This is a genomic window from Thermomonospora echinospora (assembly GCF_900108175.1).
In the GTDB taxonomy this organism is placed as follows: Bacteria; Actinomycetota; Actinomycetes; order Streptosporangiales; family Streptosporangiaceae; genus Thermomonospora; species Thermomonospora echinospora.
In genome coordinates this window covers 52,892-71,575 of record NZ_FNVO01000011.1, presented here as the reverse complement: position 1 = coordinate 71,575, position 18,684 = coordinate 52,892, and the positions used below count along the sequence as shown (strand labels likewise).

Annotated in this window: 19 protein-coding genes; 9 read left to right on the top strand and 10 right to left on the bottom strand. The window is 71.3% G+C overall.

Going from position 1 to position 18,684, the window contains the following annotated elements:
* Positions 1 to 12: 12 nt before the first annotated feature.
* Genes C4U03_RS23505 through pknB form a run of 3 tightly spaced genes read left to right on the top strand, consistent with a single transcriptional unit; the run spans position 13 to position 5,139 of the window.
* Positions 13 to 1,488 carry a penicillin-binding transpeptidase domain-containing protein gene (locus tag C4U03_RS23505; protein WP_103940098.1) on the top strand — a complete coding sequence of 492 codons (1,476 nt, stop codon included), beginning with the start codon at positions 13 to 15 and terminating at the stop codon, positions 1,486 to 1,488.
* Entirely contained in the window at positions 1,485 to 3,248 is a 1,764-nt protein-coding gene (locus C4U03_RS23500; RefSeq protein WP_235018069.1) for a serine/threonine-protein kinase, read from the top strand. The genes C4U03_RS23505 and C4U03_RS23500 overlap by 4 nt, the downstream gene beginning before the upstream one ends.
* Positions 3,249 to 3,279: 31 nt before the next feature.
* Complete coding sequence (gene pknB, locus C4U03_RS23495) at positions 3,280 to 5,139, top strand: Stk1 family PASTA domain-containing Ser/Thr kinase (RefSeq protein ID WP_103940096.1); 1,860 nt, start codon at positions 3,280 to 3,282, stop codon at positions 5,137 to 5,139.
* Positions 5,140 to 5,340: 201 nt separating this feature from the next.
* Here pknB and C4U03_RS23490 read toward each other — a convergent pair whose 3' ends face one another.
* The 3 genes from C4U03_RS23490 to C4U03_RS23480 form a co-directional block, all read right to left on the bottom strand.
* Entirely contained in the window at positions 5,341 to 5,982 is a 642-nt protein-coding gene (locus tag C4U03_RS23490) for an anthranilate synthase component II (RefSeq protein ID WP_103940094.1), read from the bottom strand.
* Positions 5,983 to 5,990: 8 nt separating this feature from the next.
* Positions 5,991 to 6,194 carry a hypothetical protein gene (locus tag C4U03_RS23485; RefSeq protein ID WP_103940092.1) on the bottom strand — a complete coding sequence of 68 codons (204 nt, stop codon included), beginning with the start codon at positions 6,192 to 6,194 and terminating at the stop codon, positions 5,991 to 5,993.
* Positions 6,195 to 6,348: 154 nt separating this feature from the next.
* Positions 6,349 to 6,981 (bottom strand): class E sortase, encoded by a 633-nt coding sequence (locus tag C4U03_RS23480; protein ID WP_268817532.1) that lies wholly within the window; start codon positions 6,979 to 6,981, stop codon positions 6,349 to 6,351.
* 260 nt (positions 6,982 to 7,241) lie between these two features.
* Here C4U03_RS23480 and C4U03_RS23475 point away from each other — a divergent pair, with 260 nt between their 5' ends.
* Positions 7,242 to 7,499 carry a cell division protein CrgA gene (locus tag C4U03_RS23475; protein WP_235018068.1) on the top strand — a complete coding sequence of 86 codons (258 nt, stop codon included), beginning with the start codon at positions 7,242 to 7,244 and terminating at the stop codon, positions 7,497 to 7,499.
* Positions 7,500 to 7,661: 162 nt separating this feature from the next.
* Here the strand turns inward: C4U03_RS23475 and C4U03_RS23470 are convergent, their stop codons facing one another.
* Both C4U03_RS23470 and C4U03_RS23465 read right to left on the bottom strand, forming a co-directional pair.
* Complete coding sequence (locus tag C4U03_RS23470) at positions 7,662 to 8,573, bottom strand: rhomboid family intramembrane serine protease (RefSeq protein ID WP_103940088.1); 912 nt, start codon at positions 8,571 to 8,573, stop codon at positions 7,662 to 7,664.
* Between the two features lie 53 nt (positions 8,574 to 8,626).
* Positions 8,627 to 9,157, bottom strand: coding sequence for a peptidylprolyl isomerase (locus C4U03_RS23465; RefSeq protein WP_103940086.1), 531 nt, complete (start codon positions 9,155 to 9,157; stop codon positions 8,627 to 8,629).
* Positions 9,158 to 9,409: 252 nt separating this feature from the next.
* Here C4U03_RS23465 and C4U03_RS23460 point away from each other — a divergent pair, with 252 nt between their 5' ends.
* Together C4U03_RS23460 and C4U03_RS23455 are read left to right on the top strand one after the other, a co-directional pair.
* Positions 9,410 to 9,841 carry a hypothetical protein gene (locus C4U03_RS23460; protein WP_146087489.1) on the top strand — a complete coding sequence of 144 codons (432 nt, stop codon included), beginning with the start codon at positions 9,410 to 9,412 and terminating at the stop codon, positions 9,839 to 9,841.
* 130 nt (positions 9,842 to 9,971) lie between these two features.
* Positions 9,972 to 10,763, top strand: a complete 792-nt coding sequence (locus tag C4U03_RS23455) for an acyltransferase (protein ID WP_103940082.1) — start codon at positions 9,972 to 9,974, stop codon at positions 10,761 to 10,763.
* Positions 10,764 to 10,868: 105 nt separating this feature from the next.
* Here the strand turns inward: C4U03_RS23455 and C4U03_RS23450 are convergent, their stop codons facing one another.
* Together C4U03_RS23450 and C4U03_RS23445 are read right to left on the bottom strand one after the other, a co-directional pair.
* Positions 10,869 to 12,359, bottom strand: a complete 1,491-nt coding sequence (locus C4U03_RS23450; protein WP_235018067.1) for a DEAD/DEAH box helicase — start codon at positions 12,357 to 12,359, stop codon at positions 10,869 to 10,871.
* Positions 12,360 to 12,586: 227 nt separating this feature from the next.
* Complete coding sequence (locus tag C4U03_RS23445) at positions 12,587 to 13,171, bottom strand: rhodanese-like domain-containing protein (protein WP_103940078.1); 585 nt, start codon at positions 13,169 to 13,171, stop codon at positions 12,587 to 12,589.
* A 99-nt stretch (positions 13,172 to 13,270) separates the two neighbouring features.
* Between C4U03_RS23445 and C4U03_RS23440 the strand changes: the two genes are divergently transcribed.
* The gene (locus tag C4U03_RS23440; RefSeq protein WP_103940076.1) at positions 13,271 to 14,284 is read left to right on the top strand and encodes a helix-turn-helix domain-containing protein; all 1,014 of its coding nucleotides are present in this window, start codon (positions 13,271 to 13,273) and stop codon (positions 14,282 to 14,284) included.
* On the opposite strand, the gene C4U03_RS23435 is transcribed toward C4U03_RS23440, so the two are convergent.
* Positions 14,251 to 15,774 carry a sulfatase family protein gene (locus tag C4U03_RS23435; RefSeq protein ID WP_235018066.1) on the bottom strand — a complete coding sequence of 508 codons (1,524 nt, stop codon included), beginning with the start codon at positions 15,772 to 15,774 and terminating at the stop codon, positions 14,251 to 14,253. The genes C4U03_RS23440 and C4U03_RS23435 overlap by 34 nt on opposite strands.
* 145 nt (positions 15,775 to 15,919) lie before the next feature.
* Here C4U03_RS23435 and C4U03_RS23430 point away from each other — a divergent pair, with 145 nt between their 5' ends.
* Entirely contained in the window at positions 15,920 to 16,960 is a 1,041-nt protein-coding gene (locus C4U03_RS23430) for a calcium:proton antiporter (RefSeq protein ID WP_200827414.1), read from the top strand.
* Between the two features lie 124 nt (positions 16,961 to 17,084).
* On the opposite strand, the gene C4U03_RS23425 is transcribed toward C4U03_RS23430, so the two are convergent.
* Positions 17,085 to 17,759 (bottom strand): thiaminase II/PqqC family protein, encoded by a 675-nt coding sequence (locus tag C4U03_RS23425; RefSeq protein ID WP_103940072.1) that lies wholly within the window; start codon positions 17,757 to 17,759, stop codon positions 17,085 to 17,087.
* Between the two features lie 247 nt (positions 17,760 to 18,006).
* Between C4U03_RS23425 and C4U03_RS40540 the strand changes: the two genes are divergently transcribed.
* Positions 18,007 to 18,162 carry a hypothetical protein gene (locus C4U03_RS40540; RefSeq protein WP_160147070.1) on the top strand — a complete coding sequence of 52 codons (156 nt, stop codon included), beginning with the start codon at positions 18,007 to 18,009 and terminating at the stop codon, positions 18,160 to 18,162.
* 72 nt (positions 18,163 to 18,234) lie between these two features.
* On the opposite strand, the gene C4U03_RS23420 is transcribed toward C4U03_RS40540, so the two are convergent.
* Positions 18,235 to 18,645: a DUF1330 domain-containing protein gene (locus tag C4U03_RS23420; protein WP_103940070.1), complete on the bottom strand. Its 411-nt coding sequence runs from the start codon at positions 18,643 to 18,645 to the stop codon at positions 18,235 to 18,237.
* Between the last annotated feature and the right edge of the window lie 39 nt (positions 18,646 to 18,684).

Here is an 18,684-nt window from a genome sequence, read left to right as displayed (position 1 = left end):
GGGTTCGCGAGCATGAACATGGACAAGCCGCTGCGGTGGGTCACCGTCTTCGGCCTACTGCTGATCTTCGCGCTGATGGTGCAGGTCAACTACATCCAGGGCAGCCAGGCCGAGAAGCTGCAGACCCACGACCTGAACAACCGGCAGTTCCTGGACGTGTTCAAGCGCCCCCGCGGCAAGATCCTGGCGGGCGGCGAGGTGCTGGTCTCCTCCACCAAGCCGAAGGAGAGCGAGAACTACGCCCGCACCTACAAGAACGGCGAGGTCTTCGCACCGGTCACCGGGTACTTCAACGGCGGGGCCAACGGGATCGAGCGGGCCTACAACTCGCTGCTGGACGGCCGTGACAAGCGGATCACCAACCAGCGCTGGTTCGACCAGTTCATCGGCAAGAAGGCGCTGGGCGCCGACGTCGAGACCACCATCATGCCGGCCGCCCAGCGCCGGGCCTACGAGGAGCTGCGCCGGGCCAACCCGAACCTGCGCGGCGCGGTCGTGGTGATGGACATCCGCACCGGGGCGATCGTGGTGATGGCCACCTACCCCTCCTACGACCCGACCGACGTCGCCCCGCAGACCGGCCTCAAGGGCGGCGAGCGCCTCGTCGAGCTGGAGGGCAAGCCCAACTCCAAGGGCGAGGTCAACGAGCGCAACAAGCGGCTCAAGCCGCTGATCAACAACGTGCTGGAGGACACGTTCTCGCCGGGCTCGTCGTTCAAGGCGCTGATCGCCGCCTCCGCGCTGGAGAACGGGTACTCCAAGGACAGCGCCGTGCCCGCGCCGTCCACCTATCTGCTCCCCGGTACCCGCACCTCGCTGCCCAACAGCCACGAGGGCGGCGCGTGCGGCGGCGCCGGAACGGCCCCGCTGATCAGCACCTTCGCCGAGTCGTGCAACACCACCTACGGCATCCTCGGCGCCCAGGAGCTCGGCACCGCCAAGGTGCTCGAGACCGCCAAGGAGTTCCACTACGACCAGCGGATCAAGGTCGAGCCCGACCTGTCGAGCGTGCAGAGCGCCTTCCCGGACGCCGACGGCGCCAGGACCGCGCTGGCCTCCATCGGCCAGGGCGACAACAACGCCACGCCCCTGCACATCATGATGATCGCGGCCGCCGCCGCCAACGACGGCCGGATCATGAAGCCCTATCTGGTGCAGCGGGTGCGGGCGGCCGACCAGAGCGTGCTGGAGGAGGCCGACCCGCAGCAGCTCGCCGAGCCGCTGTCGGGCGGCCAGGCCGACCAGCTGGCCGACATGATGCGGGCGGTGACCAGCACCGGCACCGCCAAGGGCGTCGGCGACGTGGCGGGCAAGACCGGAACCGCCGACATCGACGGCGTCGAGTACAACAACCGCTGGTTCGCCGGCTTCGCGCCGGCGCAGAACCCGCGGTACGCCTTCGCGGTGTTCACCCAGGGCATCGGCTCCGGTGGTGAGGCCGCGGCCCCGATCGCCGTCAACGTCATGCGCGAGGTGCTCAAGAAGTGACCTCCGCGGATCTCGTCCTGGACTCCCGGTACCGGCTGCTGCGGCGGCTGGCCACCGGGGGCATGGGCGAGGTCTGGGAGGGCAGCGACGAGCTGCTCAACCGCCCGGTCGCGGTCAAGCTGCTGCGCCAGGAGCACGTCGGCGACGAGCACGCGCGGGCCAGGTTCCGGGCCGAGGCCCGGTACGCGGCGGCGCTACAGCACGGCGGCATCGCCCAGGTCTACGACTACGGCGAGCACGACGACCGGGCCTACCTGGTGATGGAGCTGGTGCCGGGGGAGTCGCTGTCGCGGATCCTGGCCCGCACCGGCGGGCTCACCCCCGAGGCCACCCTGGACGTGGTGGCCCAGGCCGCACGGGCGCTGCAGGTCGCCCACACGGCCGGGATCATCCACCGCGACGTCAAGCCCGGCAACCTGATGGTGACCGCCGAGGGCACGGTGAAGATCACCGACTTCGGCATCGCCCGCGGGCTGAATGTGAGCACTCTCACCCAGACCGGCATGGTGATGGGCACCGCCCACTACGTCTCCCCCGAGCAGGCGTCGGGCCAGCCGATCACCTTCGCCACCGACCTGTACTCCCTCGGCGTGGTGGCGTTCGAGTGCCTGACCGGGCGGCCGCCGTTCGACGCCGAGCAGCCGGTGGCCATCGCCCTCAAGCACGTCCGGGAGGCACCGCCGGAGCTGTCCGCCGAGGTGCCGGACGCGGTGCGCGCCCTGGTGCGCGCCCTGCTGGCCAAGGATCCGCAGGAGCGGCCCGGCGACGCGCAGGCCGTCGCGGACGAGGCGTACATGATCCACGACGCGCTGCTGGCGGGCGAGCCGGTGACCGGCTCGTTCGACGACCCGTTCGCGGCCTCGTCCGGGTACTCGTTCGGCGACGACCTGTTCGACGACGTCTTCGAGGACCCGCCGGGCGGCGGGCACGACACCGGGCCCGGGGGGCGCCCGGGCGAGCCGGCCCCGACCGTCGTCGGCGGGTTCGGTACGGGAGCGTGGCGGCGGAACGGCGCATCCGCCGGCCGATCCGAGTTGGACGGCGACGGTGCCCCGGATACTCTCGCGAGTGCAAAGCCCTGGGACTCGCTCGCGAGTGCAAAGCCCTGGGACTCTCTCGCGAGTGCAAAGCCCTGGGACTCGCTCGCGGAAGTGAAGCCCGAAGCACCTCTCGCGGGAGCGAGGTCCAGGGCATCTCTCGCAGGAGGGAGGGCCGAGGGTTCGCTCGCAGGAGCGGAATCCGCGGCCGCTCTCGCGGGAACGAGATCCACGGCTTCTGTTGCGGCTGCGGGATCTCCGGATACTCTCGCGGGAGTGAAGGCATCGCTGCAACGGCGCACGGTGCTGGTGATCGCCTCGGTGGCCACCGGGGTGTTGCTGCTCGGGGTCGTCGCCGCCGGCACGATCTGGCGGGGTTCGGACTCGGCCTCGGCCGACTACAAGAAGACCAGGGACCAGGCCCCCGCCGCAGTACCCGAGTCGCAATCGCCGGTTCCTTCACGGGTACCATCGCCGGCGGGCATGACGGGTCCGCCGTCGTGGCCGAGCCGGAGGCCGGACGTCCACAACTCCACCGCGTCAACGACTCCGACGCCCAGCGCGTCTCCTACGGGGAGGCTCAGCCCCTCCCCGACACGACCCAGTCCACCCCCCGAAGAGCCGACACCGACCCCGACGGAAAGCAATACCTCCAGCCCCTCGCCGGTGGACCCGCCACCGGACGGCTCGTCCCCCGGCGAGGGGCAGTCAGGTTCGGAGTAGGTGTAGACGTACGAGGGAAAGTGCATTCGACATGACTCAGCCTCGGCTGCTCGGTGGCCGTTACGAGCTCGATGGCGTCGTCGGGCGCGGCGGCATGGCCGAGGTCTACCGTGCCAAGGACCGGCGGCTGGATCGGATCGTCGCGGTCAAGACCCTCCGCTCCGACCTGGCCCGCGACCCGATCTTCCAGGCCCGGTTCAGCCGTGAGGCCCAGTCGGCCGCCTCGCTGAACCACCCGTCGGTGATCGCCGTGTACGACACCGGCGAGGACCAGATCGGCGACACCTCCATCCCGTACATCGTGATGGAGTACGTCGAGGGGCACACCCTGCGCGACCTGCTCCGCGAGGGCGGCCGGCTGGTCCCCGAACGGGCGCTGGAGATCACCGACGGGATCCTGCGGGCGCTGGACTACAGCCACCGCGGCGGGATCATCCACCGGGACATCAAGCCGGCCAACGTGATGCTGACCCGCGGTCACGAGGTCAAGGTGATGGACTTCGGCATCGCCCGGGCGATGGCCGACTCGGCCGCCACCATGACGCAGACCGCCCAGGTCATCGGCACGGCCCAGTACCTGTCGCCGGAGCAGGCGCGCGGCGAGCGGGTGGACGCCCGCAGCGACCTGTACTCCACCGGCTGCGTGCTGTACGAACTGCTGACCGGCCGTCCGCCGTTCACCGGCGACTCCCCGGTGGCGATCGCCTACCAGCACGTCCGGGAGGAGCCGATCCCGCCGTCCCAGGTGGATCCGGACATCCCGCAGTGGTGCGACAACATCGTCCTGAAGGCGATGGCCAAGGACGCCAACCACCGCTACCAGAGCGCGGCGGAGTTCCGCGCCGACATCCAGCGGGCCATGCAGGGCATGCCGGTGGCGGCGAACGCGGCGTCCACCATGGTGATGGGCGGCGCCGCCCCACAGGGCACCCAGGTGATGAGCCCGGTGCCCGGCGGTCACGGCGGCCCCGGCGGGATGCCGCCGCACACCCGGATGCAGCGGCCGGTCAACACCGGCTACGACCTGCCCCCGGTGGACTACGAGGACCCCGAGCGCCCCAATGGCAACGGCAGGAAGATCGCCATCTGGGCGCTGGTGGTGCTGCTGTTCATCGGCGGTGCCGCGGTCATCGGTTACGCCATGTCCGGCGGTGGGGGGGACGACCCGGGCAGCAGCCCGTCGGCGTCCGTCCAGGCGGTCAAGGTGCCCGATGTCGAGGGCAAGCGCCGAAGCGACGCCGAGGACGAATTGCGCAAGGCCGGGCTCAAGGTCGGCTCGGTGGAGGAGGAGTTCAGCGAGGAGGTCGCCGAGGGCCGGGTGATCAGCACCAACCCCTCAGCCGGTGACTCTGTCGAGCGCGGCACCGAGGTCACGCTGACCGTCTCCAAGGGCGAGCAGCCGCCGGAGCAGGTCCAGGTCCCCGACGTGAGCGGCCAGCCCGCCGCCGCGGCCAAGCAGGCCCTGGAGGGGGCGGGCTTCAAGGTCAGCCAGCGCACCATGGCCTCCTCCAACGTGGAGAAGGGCATGGTCATCCAGACCAACCCGCGGGGCGGTCAGCAGGCCCCCCAGAACTCCACGGTGGTCATGATCGTCTCGTCCGGCCCGGAGGCGTCCACCGTGCCGAACGTGGTGGGCCAGACCGAGTCCGACGCCGTCGCGACCCTGCGCGAGGCCGGGCTGCAGGCGCAGGTCGTCACGGTGCCGCAGCAGTCCCCGGACCAGCAGGTGGGCACGGTCGTCCGGCAGAGCCTGCAGGCCGGTCAGCAGGTCCGGCCGGGCACCACGGTGATCATCCACGTGGTGCAGAACGGCGACGGCGGCGACCCGGGTGACCCGGGCGACCCCGGTCCGGGTGGTCCGGGCCTGCCGGGCAACCACCGGGAGGACTGAGCCTTTCGTTTCCGCCGGACCCCGGCCGTCTCGATGACGGCCGGGGTCTCGTCGTGCGGGGGCCGTCTCGTCTCCACGTCCTGCCGGATGCCGGATGGCGGCAGGTCGGGGCGCATGGGGCGGGCATGAAGGAGGGCTTCCGCCACTCGGGGGCAATGGCGGAAGCCCTCATTGAGTGATTCGCGTCTCACCGCCCGGTTGTTACAACTCTCCACCGAAATTTTCCGAAGGTCCCCGCGGTGCGGGGCGGGAGGGCTCTCGGGTCGCCGGATCGCAGGTGGCGAGCCAGTTGCCGAACAGCCGGTGACCGCCCTCGGACAGGACGGACTCCGGATGGAACTGGACGCCCTCGATGGGCCGGTCGCGGTGGCGCAGCCCCATGATGACGCCGTCCGGGGTGCGCGCCGTGACCTCCAGGGCCTGCGGAAAGCCGGCGGGCTCCACGGCCAGCGAGTGGTAGCGGGTGGCCGGGAACGGGTCGGGCAGGCCCGCCAGGACTCCCTCGCCGCCGTGGCCGACGAGGCTGGTGTAGCCGTGGACGAGTTCGGGCGCCCGGGACACCTTGGCCCCGTACACGTGGGCGATGATCTGGTGGCCCAGGCACACGCCCAGCAGGGGCAGGCGCCGCCGTTCGGCCTCGTGTACCAGGTCGAGGCAGACGCCGCTGTCGGCGGGATGCCCCGGCCCGGGGCTCAGCAGCACGCCGTCCACGCCGGCGGCGTCGCCCGGCGTCACGTCCGAGCGGTCCTTGACCGTGCAGTCGGCGCCCAGTTCGAGCAGGTACTGCACGATGTTGAACACGAAGCTGTCGTGGTTGTCCACGACGAGCACGTGGACGGCCATCGGGATCCTCAGTGGTGGTCGGGGCCGGACGTTCCGGCGGGGGCGGGTGCGCCGCCGTGCTCGACCGTGTTCTGGTCGAACTGGATCTTCGACTCGGCCCAGGGAAAAACGGCGTACCACAACAACAACACGATGGCGGCCACCAGTCCCACCGCGACCAGCACCTTGACCAGGCCCTGCCCAGGCAGTCGCCGCCAGATCCATCCGTACATCGGCCCTCCCTCGCCCACCCCACCGCACCGGTCGGCCACCGACGGCCTTCGCGCACACCGCCCTGTCGAGGAGACTACCCACCGCTGGAGCCGACGGCCCGACGCGGGCGCTCCTCCGCCGGTGGCTTTCGTGCCCGCCGCGTTGCCGGGCGGGTCACCTGCCGGAGGCGGTGGTGAGCCGGCGGGGGCGCTCCTCGGCCAGTTCACCGAAGATGATGAGGCGCTTGGCGGCCGAGTACTTGGGGTGGCAGGTGGTGAGGGTGATCAGCGGCTCGGTGGGCCGGCGGCCGGGGTGGAACGGGACGGGGGCGGTCACCTCGACCGCGTTCGGCTTGACGACGCGCCGGCCGGTGACCTTGTAGACGTACTGGGTGCGGCGGGTGTCGATGAGGATGCGGTCGCCGTCGCGCAGCCTGTCGATCTGGTTGAACGGGGCGGAGTAGGTGGTGCGGTGGCCGGAGACCACGAAGTTGCCGATCTGGCCCGGCAGCGCGCTGCCCGGGTAGTGGCCGGGGCCCTTGCGCAGGTCGGCGGGCTTGACGCCTTCGACGACCACGTAGCGGTACTCCTTCCCGAGGCGGGGGATGCGGATCAGCGCCAGGCCGTCACCGAGCTTGACCCTCTCGGTGGTGACCTGGTGGGCGGGCGCGTTCCAGGATTTGAGGAGCGCGTCGTTGAGCCGGCTCTGCTGCTCCTTGGTGTAGCGGCCGGTGCCCCACAACTCGTACGTCATGAACAACAGCAGGATCAGGCCGGCGGTGATGCACAGCTCGCCGAGGCCGCGGATGATGGCTCGCAGTGTTCCGTCCTCGTTCCGGCTACGTCCAGGCCATGACCGCTCGGCACGCTACCGGCGCCGGCGGCGGACAGAGTACTCTCGCAAAGGGCGGGGCTGTAATAATGCTCGCCCACGCGCGTTCCGCCGCGTGGTCTCGCTCCACCGGCCGTCAGGTCGTACGCTGCTCACCAGCGACTACGCTAGCCGACAAACCAGCCATGCGCGGATCGTCGCGCCGCCCGCCGTCCGCCCGAGGAGAACGAGCCACCGTGGCCAAGTCGAAAGTGCGCAAGAAGGCCGTCTACACGCCGCCGCAGAAGTCACAGAAGGTCGAGGTCAGCCCGCGCTGGCTGGTGCCGACCATGCTCACCCTGTGGCTGGCGGGACTGGCCTGGATCGCCACCTTCTACGTGACGGCGAGCACCGGCACGAACGTTCCGGTGATGACCGACCTGGGGAACTGGAACCTGGGCATCGGGTTCGGCGCCATCATCCTGGGCGTCGTGCTCTCCACCCGCTGGCGCTGACGGCGTCCCCGAGCGGGAGCGCCGCGGGGTTACCCATGATCCAGCCGCGCTAATCCACGAAAGTTATCCACAGGATGTGGACGGACCGGGCATCACCCTGCCCGGTCCCACAGTGCTGCCCTGGGACCGGCACCTCGCGGAGGTCGGCCTCCGCGAGGCGGGTCACAGGGCGGTCATCCCGGCCAGTTGCGACGTCTTGACCACCACCAGCGCGACCAGCAGTACCAGCATGGCCGCGCCGGCCGCCGCGTGCAGGACGGTCCGGCGCCCGTCCTGCTCCCGGGCGGCCGGGACGTAGGCGTAGGCGGCGGCCAGGGCACCGCCGACCAGCAGGCCGCCCACATGGCCCTCCCAGGAGATCCCCGGCACGGTGAACGTGATCACCAGGTTGAGGACCAGCAGGAACACGATGCCCCCGGCCGGGGCGTTCATCCGCTTGGCGATCACGAAGAACGCGCCGAACAACCCGAAGATCGCCCCGGACGCGCCGACCGCGGCACCCGCCGGATCGACCAGGTACAGCAGCACCGATCCGCCGAGCGCCGACAGCAGGTACAGCGTGATGAAGCGCCAGTGGCCCAGCACCCGTTCCAGTTGCGGGCCGATCACCCACAACGCCCACATGTTGAACAGGATGTGGGTGATGCCGAAGGACCCGCCATCGGGCGGCGAGTGCAGGAAGGCCGCGGTGATCAGCCGGTACCACTCACCGTCGGCCACCCCGCCGGGATGCACGAAGCCGAACCGGTCGGTGAACACCCCCACCATCATGAACTCGCCCACCAGGCGCGGCCGGGAGATCTGCGCGACGTAGGCCAGCACGTTCAGCGCGATCAGGGTGTAGGTGATCACCGGGGTCGCCGACACCTGGCCGCCGAAGACGGTCCGCGGCTGCCGCACCGTCCGGTTGCCCTCCCGCACGCACTCCACACACTGGTGACCCACGGCGGCGTCCCGCATGCAGTCCGGGCAGATGTACCGGTCGCACCGGGTGCACCGGACGTAGGTCTCCCGGTCCGGATGGCGGTAGCAGGTCGGCGCCTCGGTGGGCGCCCCGGGGGCTTGTGCGTTCATCGTTCACGCTCCTGGCCGGGGCGCGAACGCGCTGGAGAGGTTCACACCCTTGACTACGACTGGCGACGCTCGATCGTCACCGACTCGATCGTAATGTCCTGAACAGGGCGGTTCCGCGGACCGGTGGGAACCTTGGCGATCCGGTCGACCACGTCGGTGCCCGAGATCACCTCACCGAAGATGGTGTGCCCGCCGGTCAGGTGCGCGGTCTGCTCCACCGACAGCGTGATGAAGAACTGCGAGCCGTTGGTGTTGGCCCCGGCGTTGGCCATGGCCAGCAGGTACGGCCGGTCGAACGCCAGCCCCGAGGCGAACTCGTCCTCGAACTTGTAGCCGGGGCCGCCGGTGCCGGTGCCCAGCGGGTCACCGCCCTGGATCATGAAACCGTCGATCACCCGGTGGAAGATCGTCCCGTTGTAGAGCGGCTCGTTGGACGGCCGGCCGGTGCGCGGGTCGGTCCACTGCCGCGAACCCTCCGCCAGGCCCACGAAGTTCTGCACCGTCTTGGGCGACTGCTCGGGGAAGAGCCGCAGCACGATCGGCCCCAGGGTGGTGTTCATGGTCGCGATGAGTTCCTCAGCCATGGAAGGCCGCCTCCTTCGATGTCGGTGCCCGCCGGTCATGATCGGGTACGCGGGCGGGAGCGCCGGGGTCGCCGGCCGCGCCGCGTCCGTCCGGCCGGAATCTGGTTCCGGCCGGCCCGTTCCTACCCAGAGTGCGGGCCGGTATCTGCCTCACAATGCGTGATCGCATCCTCCCACGAACGGGGTTTACCTTGCGCCCTGAGGGAAGGGTGCTGACAGGACCTCGCAAATAGGGAGGTTAACGTGTCCCCTTTGATATCAGTTCGTCGCAGGCCCCAGGTCTCGATCGACACCTCGCGGCTGCGTCACATGCAGGAGGTGGCCAGACAGGGCGCGCTGACCGCGGCCGACCGGCTCGGCCCCGCGGCACAGCGCTCGCGTGTCTACGCCACCGAACGCGTGATGGACGCCCGCAGCTGGAGCGCCCCGCAGCTGGAACGGGCGGCCGGTTACGTCGAGCACGACCTGGCCCCCAGGGTGTCCTCGTTCCTGACCGGCACCGCCCACCGGATCGAGCCCCCGAAGCGGACGCCCCGGACCCGCAACGCCGCCCTGGCGATGCTGGGGGCGGTCGCGGCGCTGGGGCTGGCCGGAGCGGCGGCCGCCCGACGGAGTTCGCACTCCCTGCCCGAGCAGACGCCGGAACACGCCCCTGTCGGCAACGGGGGGATCTCCGCCCAGTAGCGGCGCACGGTGACCCGCGAGGGGCCCGCCCGACGGAGGGCGGGCCCTTTCGCGTCCGCGGCCCATTCGTGCCCGTTCGTGCCCGGCGGCCCTTTCCGTACCACGCTTACCACCCGGTAACGTGTGGCGCATGTCGCTGAAACACGTTCTGGCCACGCGGGCTCGGCGTTGCCTCCACACGGCCGTGCACCGCGGCTGGGAATGGGTTCAACGGCAGGGTGAGATCACGCCGTCCACGCCCGGCCGACACCGTTTCGCCTACCTCGGCGAAGGCGCCTGCATCGGGTTCCCCTCGGGCGCCATCTACGGCGAGCCGTGGATCTCCATCGGCGACCACACCCTGATCGGCACCCACGTCACGATCTCGGCGGGCTTCGTTCCCGGCCTGGATCTGGGCCCGGACCTGGTGGTCAGGATCGGCAGCAGTTGCTCGCTGGGGCGCGGCACCCACATCGTGGGCCACCAGTCCATCGAGATCGGCAACGACGTCTTCACCGGTCCGAACGTCTACATCACCGACCAGAACCACAGCTACGGCGACCTGGACATGCCGATCGGCCGGCAGTGGCCGGAGAACAACCCGGTGGTGATCGGGGACGGCTGCTGGATCGGCACCGGCGCGATCATCCTGCCCGGCACCCGGCTCGGCCGGAACGTGGCGGTCGCCGGCGGCGCGGTGGTGCGCGGCGAGTTCCCCGACCACTGCGTCATCGGCGGGGTCCCCGCCAAGGTCATCCGCCGTCACGACCCGGACGAGGGCTGGCTGCCCCCGATGCGCTCCCGCTCCCCCCTGGTCTCCCTGGACGAGCTGGCCAAGCTGTCCACCGAGGGCCTGGCGGGCCTGCAGATCCTCCAGGACAAGCTCCGCGAACAGGACAGGCTCCGAGCGCAGGAAGACCTCACCGAAGAGGCGGCCGGCTGACCCCGTTCCCCTGGACGGGCGAGGCAGGGCCGCCGCCCCGGAGGTCTGCGGTGGGTCCGGCGTGCTCCCCGGCGGCCGGGTACGGGCCGCCGGGGAGCGAACGGATCAGCTCTGGCGGGCCGGGCGGCCGCCGTCGCGGTGCTTGCCGCGCGCGCCTCCCCGTCCGCCGTGGGGACGGTCGGCGCCACGCTCTCCGTTGAAGGGGCGGCGGCGGTCACTGTGGGGACGGTCGCGGCGGTCACCGCCATGGGACGCCGAACGGTCGTCGCCGTACGAGGCCGAACGGTCGCGGCGGCCCTCACTGCCCGACCGGTCCCCGTCGTGGCCCTCGCCGCGGCGGACGTCCCGCCGTCCACGGCCGCCGGGACGTCCCCCGGGGCGGCCGTTGCGGGAGCGGCGCGGGGCCTCCGGGATGATCGGCTCGGTGATGGGGATGCCGCTCGGCGGGCGCGCCCCGGTCAGCCGGACGAGGGTCTCGTCGCCGGTGGCGACCTTGGTGCGGGACGCCTCGACACCGGCCCGGCGGGTCATCGCGGCGGTGGCGCGCACCTGGTGGGGGAGCACCAGGGTGACGACCGTGCCGCGCTCGCCGGCGCGGGCGGTGCGGCCGGCGCGGTGCATGTAGTCCTTGTGGTCGGCCGGCGGGTCGATGTGCAGCACCAGGCTGACGTCGTCGACATGGATGCCGCGCGCGGCGACGTCGGTGGCGACCAGGACGCTGATCGAGCCCTCGCGGAACTCGGCCAGCGTGCGGGTGCGCAGGCCCTGGCTCTTGCCGCCGTGCAGCGCGCCGGCCCGTACGCCGACCTGGGCGAGCTGCTTGGCCAGCCGGTCCACGCCGTGCTTGGTGCGGGCGAACAGGATGGTGCGGCCCTCGCGGTTGGCGATCTCGGCGGTGATCGCGCTCTTGTCGCGCGGCGCGATCAGCAGCAGATGGTGGTCCATGGTGGCCACCGGCTCGTCCACCGGGCCGATCGCATGCGTCACCGGGTCGTTCAGGTACCGCTTGACCAGGACGTCCACGTCCTTGTCCAGGGTCGCCGAGAACAGCAGCCGCTGGCCGCCGGGCCGGACCGCGTCGAGGATGTCGGTGACGTCGGGCAGGAAGCCCATGTCGGCCATGTGGTCGGCCTCGTCCAGCACCACGACCTCGACGTCGCCGAGGTCGCAGGCGCCCTGGCGCATCAGGTCCTTGAGCCGGCCGGGGGTGGCCACCAGCACCTCGACCCCACGGCGCAGCGCGTCGATCTGCTTGAACATCGAGGTCTGGCCGATGACGGTCTTGAACCGCAGCCCGACGGCGCGGCCCAGCGGCTCCAGGTTGGTCTGCACCTGCTGGGCCAGTTCGCGGGTGGGGACCAGGATCAGTGCGCGGGGGCGCCGGGACTGTGCCCGTTGACCGGCGACCCGGGTCAGCAGCGGCAGCCCGAACGCCAGTGTCTTGCCGGAGCCGGTCTTGCCCCGGCCGAGGACGTCCCGTCCGGCCAGGACGTCGGGGATGGCCGCCGCCTGGATGGGGAACGGGCTGTCGATCCCCTGCCGCGCCAGCGCGGCGACGAGGGCATCCGGCAGGCCGAGCTCGGCGAACGTGGGCACGGCCGTGTTCTCCGGGGTTGAACCCGGAGCATGAGCAACTGTCACGCGTTACCTTCCAGAGGGGGGCACGTCTCGAGAAGGCACCACGATCAGAGGCTGTGGGCTACAAGGACGAGCCTGACGCGCTGGGCGTCATAAGAGTGATTCACCAAGTCTAACGTTGCTCCTGTACCGCGATATGCCCCAGTCGTCGGGAATCTTCGTGGGTGGTGCGTCACAGGCCCCGTTCAGCAGGCGCACGCCGCGCCGACAACGGGCCCGGTGAGGGGGTCCGGAGCGTGCCGGACGACCTCTCCCGAACCGGTCTGGACGGGCAGTCCCTCACGTGCCCAGTACTCGAACCCGCCGATCATCTCCTTGACCGCGTAGCCGAGCCGGGCGAACTCCAGCGCGGCCTTCGTCGCACCGTTGCACCCCGGCCCCCAGCAGTGCACGACGACGGTCACGTCCCGGCCGATCAGGTCCGGCGCCCGCGCCGCGATGTCCCGGGTGGGGATGTGCACGGCGCCCAGCACATGCCCCTGGTCCCAGCCACGGCCGTCGCGGGTGTCCACCACCACGACGCCGGGAACGCCCGCGGCGAGGTCGGCCGCCACGTCGGAGACGTCCGTCTCGAACGCCAGCCGGGCCGTGAAGTGCGCCACCGCCTCGGCGGGGGAGGCCGCGGGAGCGGCGGTGACGGCCGAGGCGAACCCGGCGGCCGGAGCGAGCGGGGCGGGCGAGCCGGACCCGATGGGTGAGCCGGACCCGGAGGCCACCGCCCCGGACTGCCCGGCGGAAGGTTCGGTGGACGGGGCGATGGCCTCTGACATGCGGGTTCTCCCTCTGGACGGTGCTGTCGCGTCGATGTTCGCCCGTGCGGCCGGCACCGGAACAGTGGCGTGAACGCCCCTCGTCGCTAAGATCGCGCCATGGCCGCAAGCCTTCGGCCGGCCGGTCGTTCCGCCGTTCCCCCGCCGGTCAGGCCGCATGTCGTCGCGGTGCTCGCCTTCGACGGCATGTCACCGTTCGAGCTGGGCTCGGTAGCGGAGATCTTCGGCCTGCCCCGGCCCGAGCTGCGCGTTCCCTGGTACGAGCTGCGGGTGTGCGCCGAGCGGCCCGACCGCATGATGCGCTCCTTCGGCGGGCTGGCGCTGACCGCCGGACACGGGCTGGAGGAGTTCGCCGCCGCCGACACGGTCGTGGTGGTGGCCGTGCCGGACGTGCGGGCCGAGGTGCCCCCGGCCCTGGTCGGCGCGTTGCGGACGGCGCACGGGCGCGGCGCACGGGTGGTGTCGATCTGTTCCGGCGCGTTCGCACTGGCGGCGGCCGGGCTGCTGGACGGGCGGACGGCGACCACCCACTGGCGCTACGCCGAGCTGCTGCAACGCCGGTATCCGCGCGTTCGGGTCGACCCCGACGTGCTGTACGTGGACGACGGCGACGTCCTCACCAGCGCGGGCAGCGCCGCGGGCCTCGACCTGTGCCTGCATCTGATCCGCCGGGACCACGGCGCCCGGGTCGCCAACGCGGTGGCGCGGCGGCTGGTCGTCCCGCCGCACCGGGAGGGCGGCCAGGCGCAGTTCGTGGAGGCCGCCGTCGCCGAGCCCGCCCGGGACGACGCCGTGGCCCGCAGCATGGCCTGGGCACTGGACCATCTCGCTGAGCCGATCACGGTGGCCGACCTCGCCCGGCGGGCTCATCTGGCGCCCCGCACGTTCCTGCGGCACTTCGGCCGCCAGACCGGGACCAGCCCGCTCCGCTGGGTGGTCGTCCAGCGGGTCATGGCCAGCCTGCCGCTGCTCGAGGCCGGGTCGATGCCGGTCGAGGAGGTCGGCGCGGCCGTCGGCTTCGGCAGCCCTGCCACCTTCCGGCACCACTTCACCCGGATCATGAAGACCTCGCCGTCGGCCTACCGGCGTACGTTCCGCGACACGACTCCCTGAGCCGTCCTCCAGGGCGCGCCGCCGCCGTGCCCCGACTTCCGGTCCGCCGCCAGCCGTGCGGACAGGAAGGTCGTGTCGAGCTGGTCCATCACGGCGGGTGTGGCGTCGTGGAGCAGGTTGGTGAGCTGGTACGGATCCCGGCGCAGGTCGTAGTACTCGCGGTACAGGATCGCGCCCGTCCCGGTCAGGACGCCTCCGTGCAGCACGGTGTCGTAGTACTCGACGTACTGGTAGTCGGCCGTGACCGTCGCCGCCCAGCTGTGTCTGGCCTGGTGGGGACCGGCCCGCCACCATTCGAGCAGCAGCCGGTCGCGCACCTGCGGACGTAGCAGCGACCGGCCGTCCAGCCCGCCGTCCAGCAGGCCGCCCCGTCCGCTCAGCGGGCCGCCGTGCCTGACGTCCACGGCGTCCAGGATCGTGGGGGCGATGTCGATGTTCGCCACCAGACGGTCGTCGACGCCGCCTCCGGCGATCCCCCCGGCGGGCCATGACATGTACAGCGGGATCCGTACCGCCGGCCCGTACGGGACGCTCTTGGCCCCCCACCCGTGGTCCGCCCAGCAGTAGCCGTTGTCGCTGATCACGATGATGAGCGTGTCGTCCAGCTGCCCCTGGGCGAGGAGTTCGGCCCGCAACGCCCGGAACAGGTCGTCCACCGAGCGCAGCGTGCGCAGCTGTCCCGCGCGGATCTCCCGGCCCTCGCCGAGGGTGGTGTCGGCCTGCTGGACGTACTCGGGCTTGTCCCTCTTGTCGGTCTCGGCCACGGCGGGGTTGCCGTTCCACTCGGGAACGGCCAGGCCCGCGTACCCCTGCTCCGGGGTGAACGGCTTATGCGGCGCATAGGGGGAGACGTACAGGAACCAGGGGCGTTCGCTCCGCCTCTGACGCCGCAGGAACTCCACGGCATGGTCCCTGATCAAGGATGTGCTGTAGGCGGACTGGCTGCTCACCGTCCCGTTGACGTTCCACATGGCGCTGCCGTACTTCGGTGGCTGCATGAGGGCGTACTCGTCGAAGTGCGGCGGGGCCTGGTGGACGTTCCAGCCGTTGAGGTACTTGCCGAACAGCGCGGTGCGGTAGCCGGCCTCCCGCAGGTAGCGCGGCAGGACCGTCCCCTGGTCCAGTCTCTGCGGCCGTTCGTTCTGCAGGACGCCGTGGTTGTGCGCGTACCGCCCGGACAGGATCGAGGCGCGGGACGGCGCGCACAGCGGCGTCGTGGCGTACGCGCGGGTGAACGTCACGCCCTGCCCGCCGACCAGCTCGCGGAGGGCCGGGGTCGCCCACTCGGTGCCGAGCGGCTGGTCGTCGGTGACGACCAGCAGGACGTTCGGCCGTCCGTCGTCCGCCCCCGGCCGGGACGTCCTGCCGCAGATCCCCGTCACCGCCGCGGCGGTCGCCGCGCCGAACAGGAACGTGCGGCGGGTGAGCAGACGTCTGCCACCGCTTCGCGGGGACGTCTCGGACGGACGCCCCACACCTCCATTGATCACGCACAGTAATGTATTGGGAACTCGGCGTCAGGGAAAGCCGACCGTCCGGTCCGTTCGTACGAAGCATCCGAACATATCGCCTAGAATGATCTCGATGCGCCGTTTGCCCGCTGTTTCCTGGTCCGTTGCCGTTCCACTACTTGCCGTGCTGGCTCTGGCGCTGTCCTGGGGGCGGACACCGCCCACCGCGCTCGCCGTGCTCGTCGCGCTGTTCCTGGCCGGATCGGTGCTCGCCGCGGTGCACCATGCCGAGGTGGTGGCCCACCGGGTGGGCGAGCCGTTCGGATCGCTGGTCCTGGCGGTGGCCGTCACGGTCATCGAGGTGGCGCTGATCGTCAGCCTGATGATCTCCGGCGGCGACAAGGCCGCCACGCTGGCCCGCGACACCGTGTTCTCCGCGGTGATGATCACCTGCAACGGGATCGTCGGGCTGTCCCTGCTGTTCGCCACGATCCGCCGCCGGGTGGCGGTGTTCAACGCCGAGGGCAGCGGCGGCGCGCTGGCGACCGTCACCACCCTGGCCACCCTGAGCCTGGTGCTGCCGACCTTCACCACCAGCAAGCCGGGCCCGTCCTTCTCCCCGGCCCAACTCGCCTTCGCCGCGGTCGCCTCGCTCATCCTGTACGGCCTGTTCGTGCTCACCCAGACGGTGCGGCACCGCGACTACTTCCTGCCGGTCAACTCCAGCGGCACGGTCATCGAGGCCGAGGAGCACGCCGCCGCCCCCACCGCCCGCCGCGCCCTGATCAGCCTCGGCATGCTGCTGATCGCCCTCATCGCCGTCGTCGGGCTGGCCAAGGTCGAGTCGCCGATCATAGAGAAGGTGGTCATCGAAGCCGGGCTGCCGCCGGCGGTCGTCGGCGTCGTCATCGCCCTGCTGGTGCTGCTGCCGGAGACCCTCGCCGCGGTCCGCGCCGCCCGCCGGGACCGGCTGCAGACCAGCTTCAATCTCGCCCTGGGCTCGGCGATGGCCAGCATCGGCCTGACCATCCCCGCCATCGCCATCGCCTCGATCTGGCTGTCCGGCCCGCTGACCCTGGGCCTGGGCGCCACCCACATGGTCCTGCTGGCGCTCACCGTCGCCGTGACCACCCTCACCGTGGTGCCCGGCCGCGCCACCCTGCTGCAGAGCGGCGTCCACCTGGTCCTGTTCGCCGGCTTCCTCTTCCTGGCCGTCAGCCCCTGAGCCTCAGCCCCCGAACGTCAGCCGCCGAGCCTTTTCTCTAGGCTCCGACCTCGCCGAGCCTTTTCTCTAGGCTTCAACATCGTCGAGCCTTTTCTCTAGGCTTCAACATCGTCGAGCCTTTTCTCTAGGCTTCAACATCGTCGAGGCCTTCGGCGAGGCTGTCCCAGAACGCGGTCTCGTAGGTGTGCAGCAGGCGGGCCGCCAGCAGCGCCTCGTCCGGGTCCTCGCCCGCCGCCAGCCCGGCGGCGATCACCTCGGTCGCCTGCTCGGCGAACCCGGGCGGCGCCTGGGCGAAGAAGGTGAAGAACCCCACCGCCTCCTCTGTGAGCCCGTACCGCTCGCGCAGCGCCACGGCCGCCCGGCCGCAGTACGCCCCCCACTCCTCCAGGTTGGCCAGCATCGCCAGCGCCACCTCGCTGCTCGTCCCGAACGCGGCCCGCTGGGCCAGGAATGCCGGGTACGCCTGCGCGAACGGATGCGGCTCGTACCCGCGCAGTTCCTCGTCCCCCATCCCGAGCGCCGCCGCGAACTCCCTCAGCAGCCCCAGCGCCTGCCCCTCGCCCGCCGCCAGCGACAGGAACATCTCCCCGGCGGCCCCGTCCGCGAACCGGGCGCCCAGCAGCGCGAAGCTGCGCCGATCACTGCTGACGATCCGGTACTCCTCCCCGGCCAGCCGTCTCAACCGTTCGGCCGGCACCGCACCGGCCTCCAGCAGTTCCAGGAACCGGTTCTCTCCGGCACGCCCCGCACTCTCCCGCAACGCCCGCGCCACCAGCTCATCAGCAACCCGCTCTCCCATGCCTCCACGCCAGCACCCGCCCCGCCGCCCGTCAACCGCCCACAAACGGCCACCCGCCCTGGGAGCGCCCGGCCTTCCGTACGGCCGACTCGCCGAGCGAGACGTTCGCGCAGGTGGACCGGCATCGCGTAAGCGGCGCCGACACGAGTCCCACCGTTCTCGGACACCCTCGGCGAGCCGGAGGCGTTGTCCTCCGGGTGCGCGGGATGGACGATCATCGGGATCGGCGATCGGCGGAGGTGTTCCGGTGAACGGTGGACTGGTCGGCCTGCTGGTCGGTGGAACGGTGGGGGTGCTCTGGGGAGCCGTCAGCGGGACCGGTGTGATCGGAAACGCCCTTCTCGGGACCCTTGTGGGGTCATGGCTCGGCCTGGTCGTGCTGTCCAAGCGCCGTTCGGGATGAGCCGTCGCAAGCGCCGCAGCCAACGCTGATCGGCGTCCGGTGACCCGTGCGGCCGGGTTCCCCGGAGACTCCTCAAGCCCGCGGATCGTTTCCAGGGTCGGCGTCCGGTGCGGGCGACTGGCTGAGCCACGGCTCGGTGGCCTGGAGGACGGCTTCGGTGAGTGCCTGCCTGCGCAGCGCCGTCACCTTGCGGTACTCGGGGTCGGCGACCATCCGGATGAACGCCTCCCGGCTCGGATAACGCACGAGCAGGACGGCGTCCCATGCCTGCCCGGCCTCGGCGACCAGGGCGGTGGACCCCTGCCCGGCGTACAGCACCTCACCGCCGTAGCGCTTCAGGAAGGGGGCCGTGCTGCGCGCGTACTCCTGGTACGACGCCTGCCCGTCCGGAGCGAACCTCAAGAGGTTGAGCATGACCACCGGCCCACCGGGGTCCTCGGTCATCAACCGCTCCAGGTCGTCCGCCCTCGGATCGATCGCCATCGGCCGCCCCTTTCCTCTCCACGACTCCGAACGCCGCTC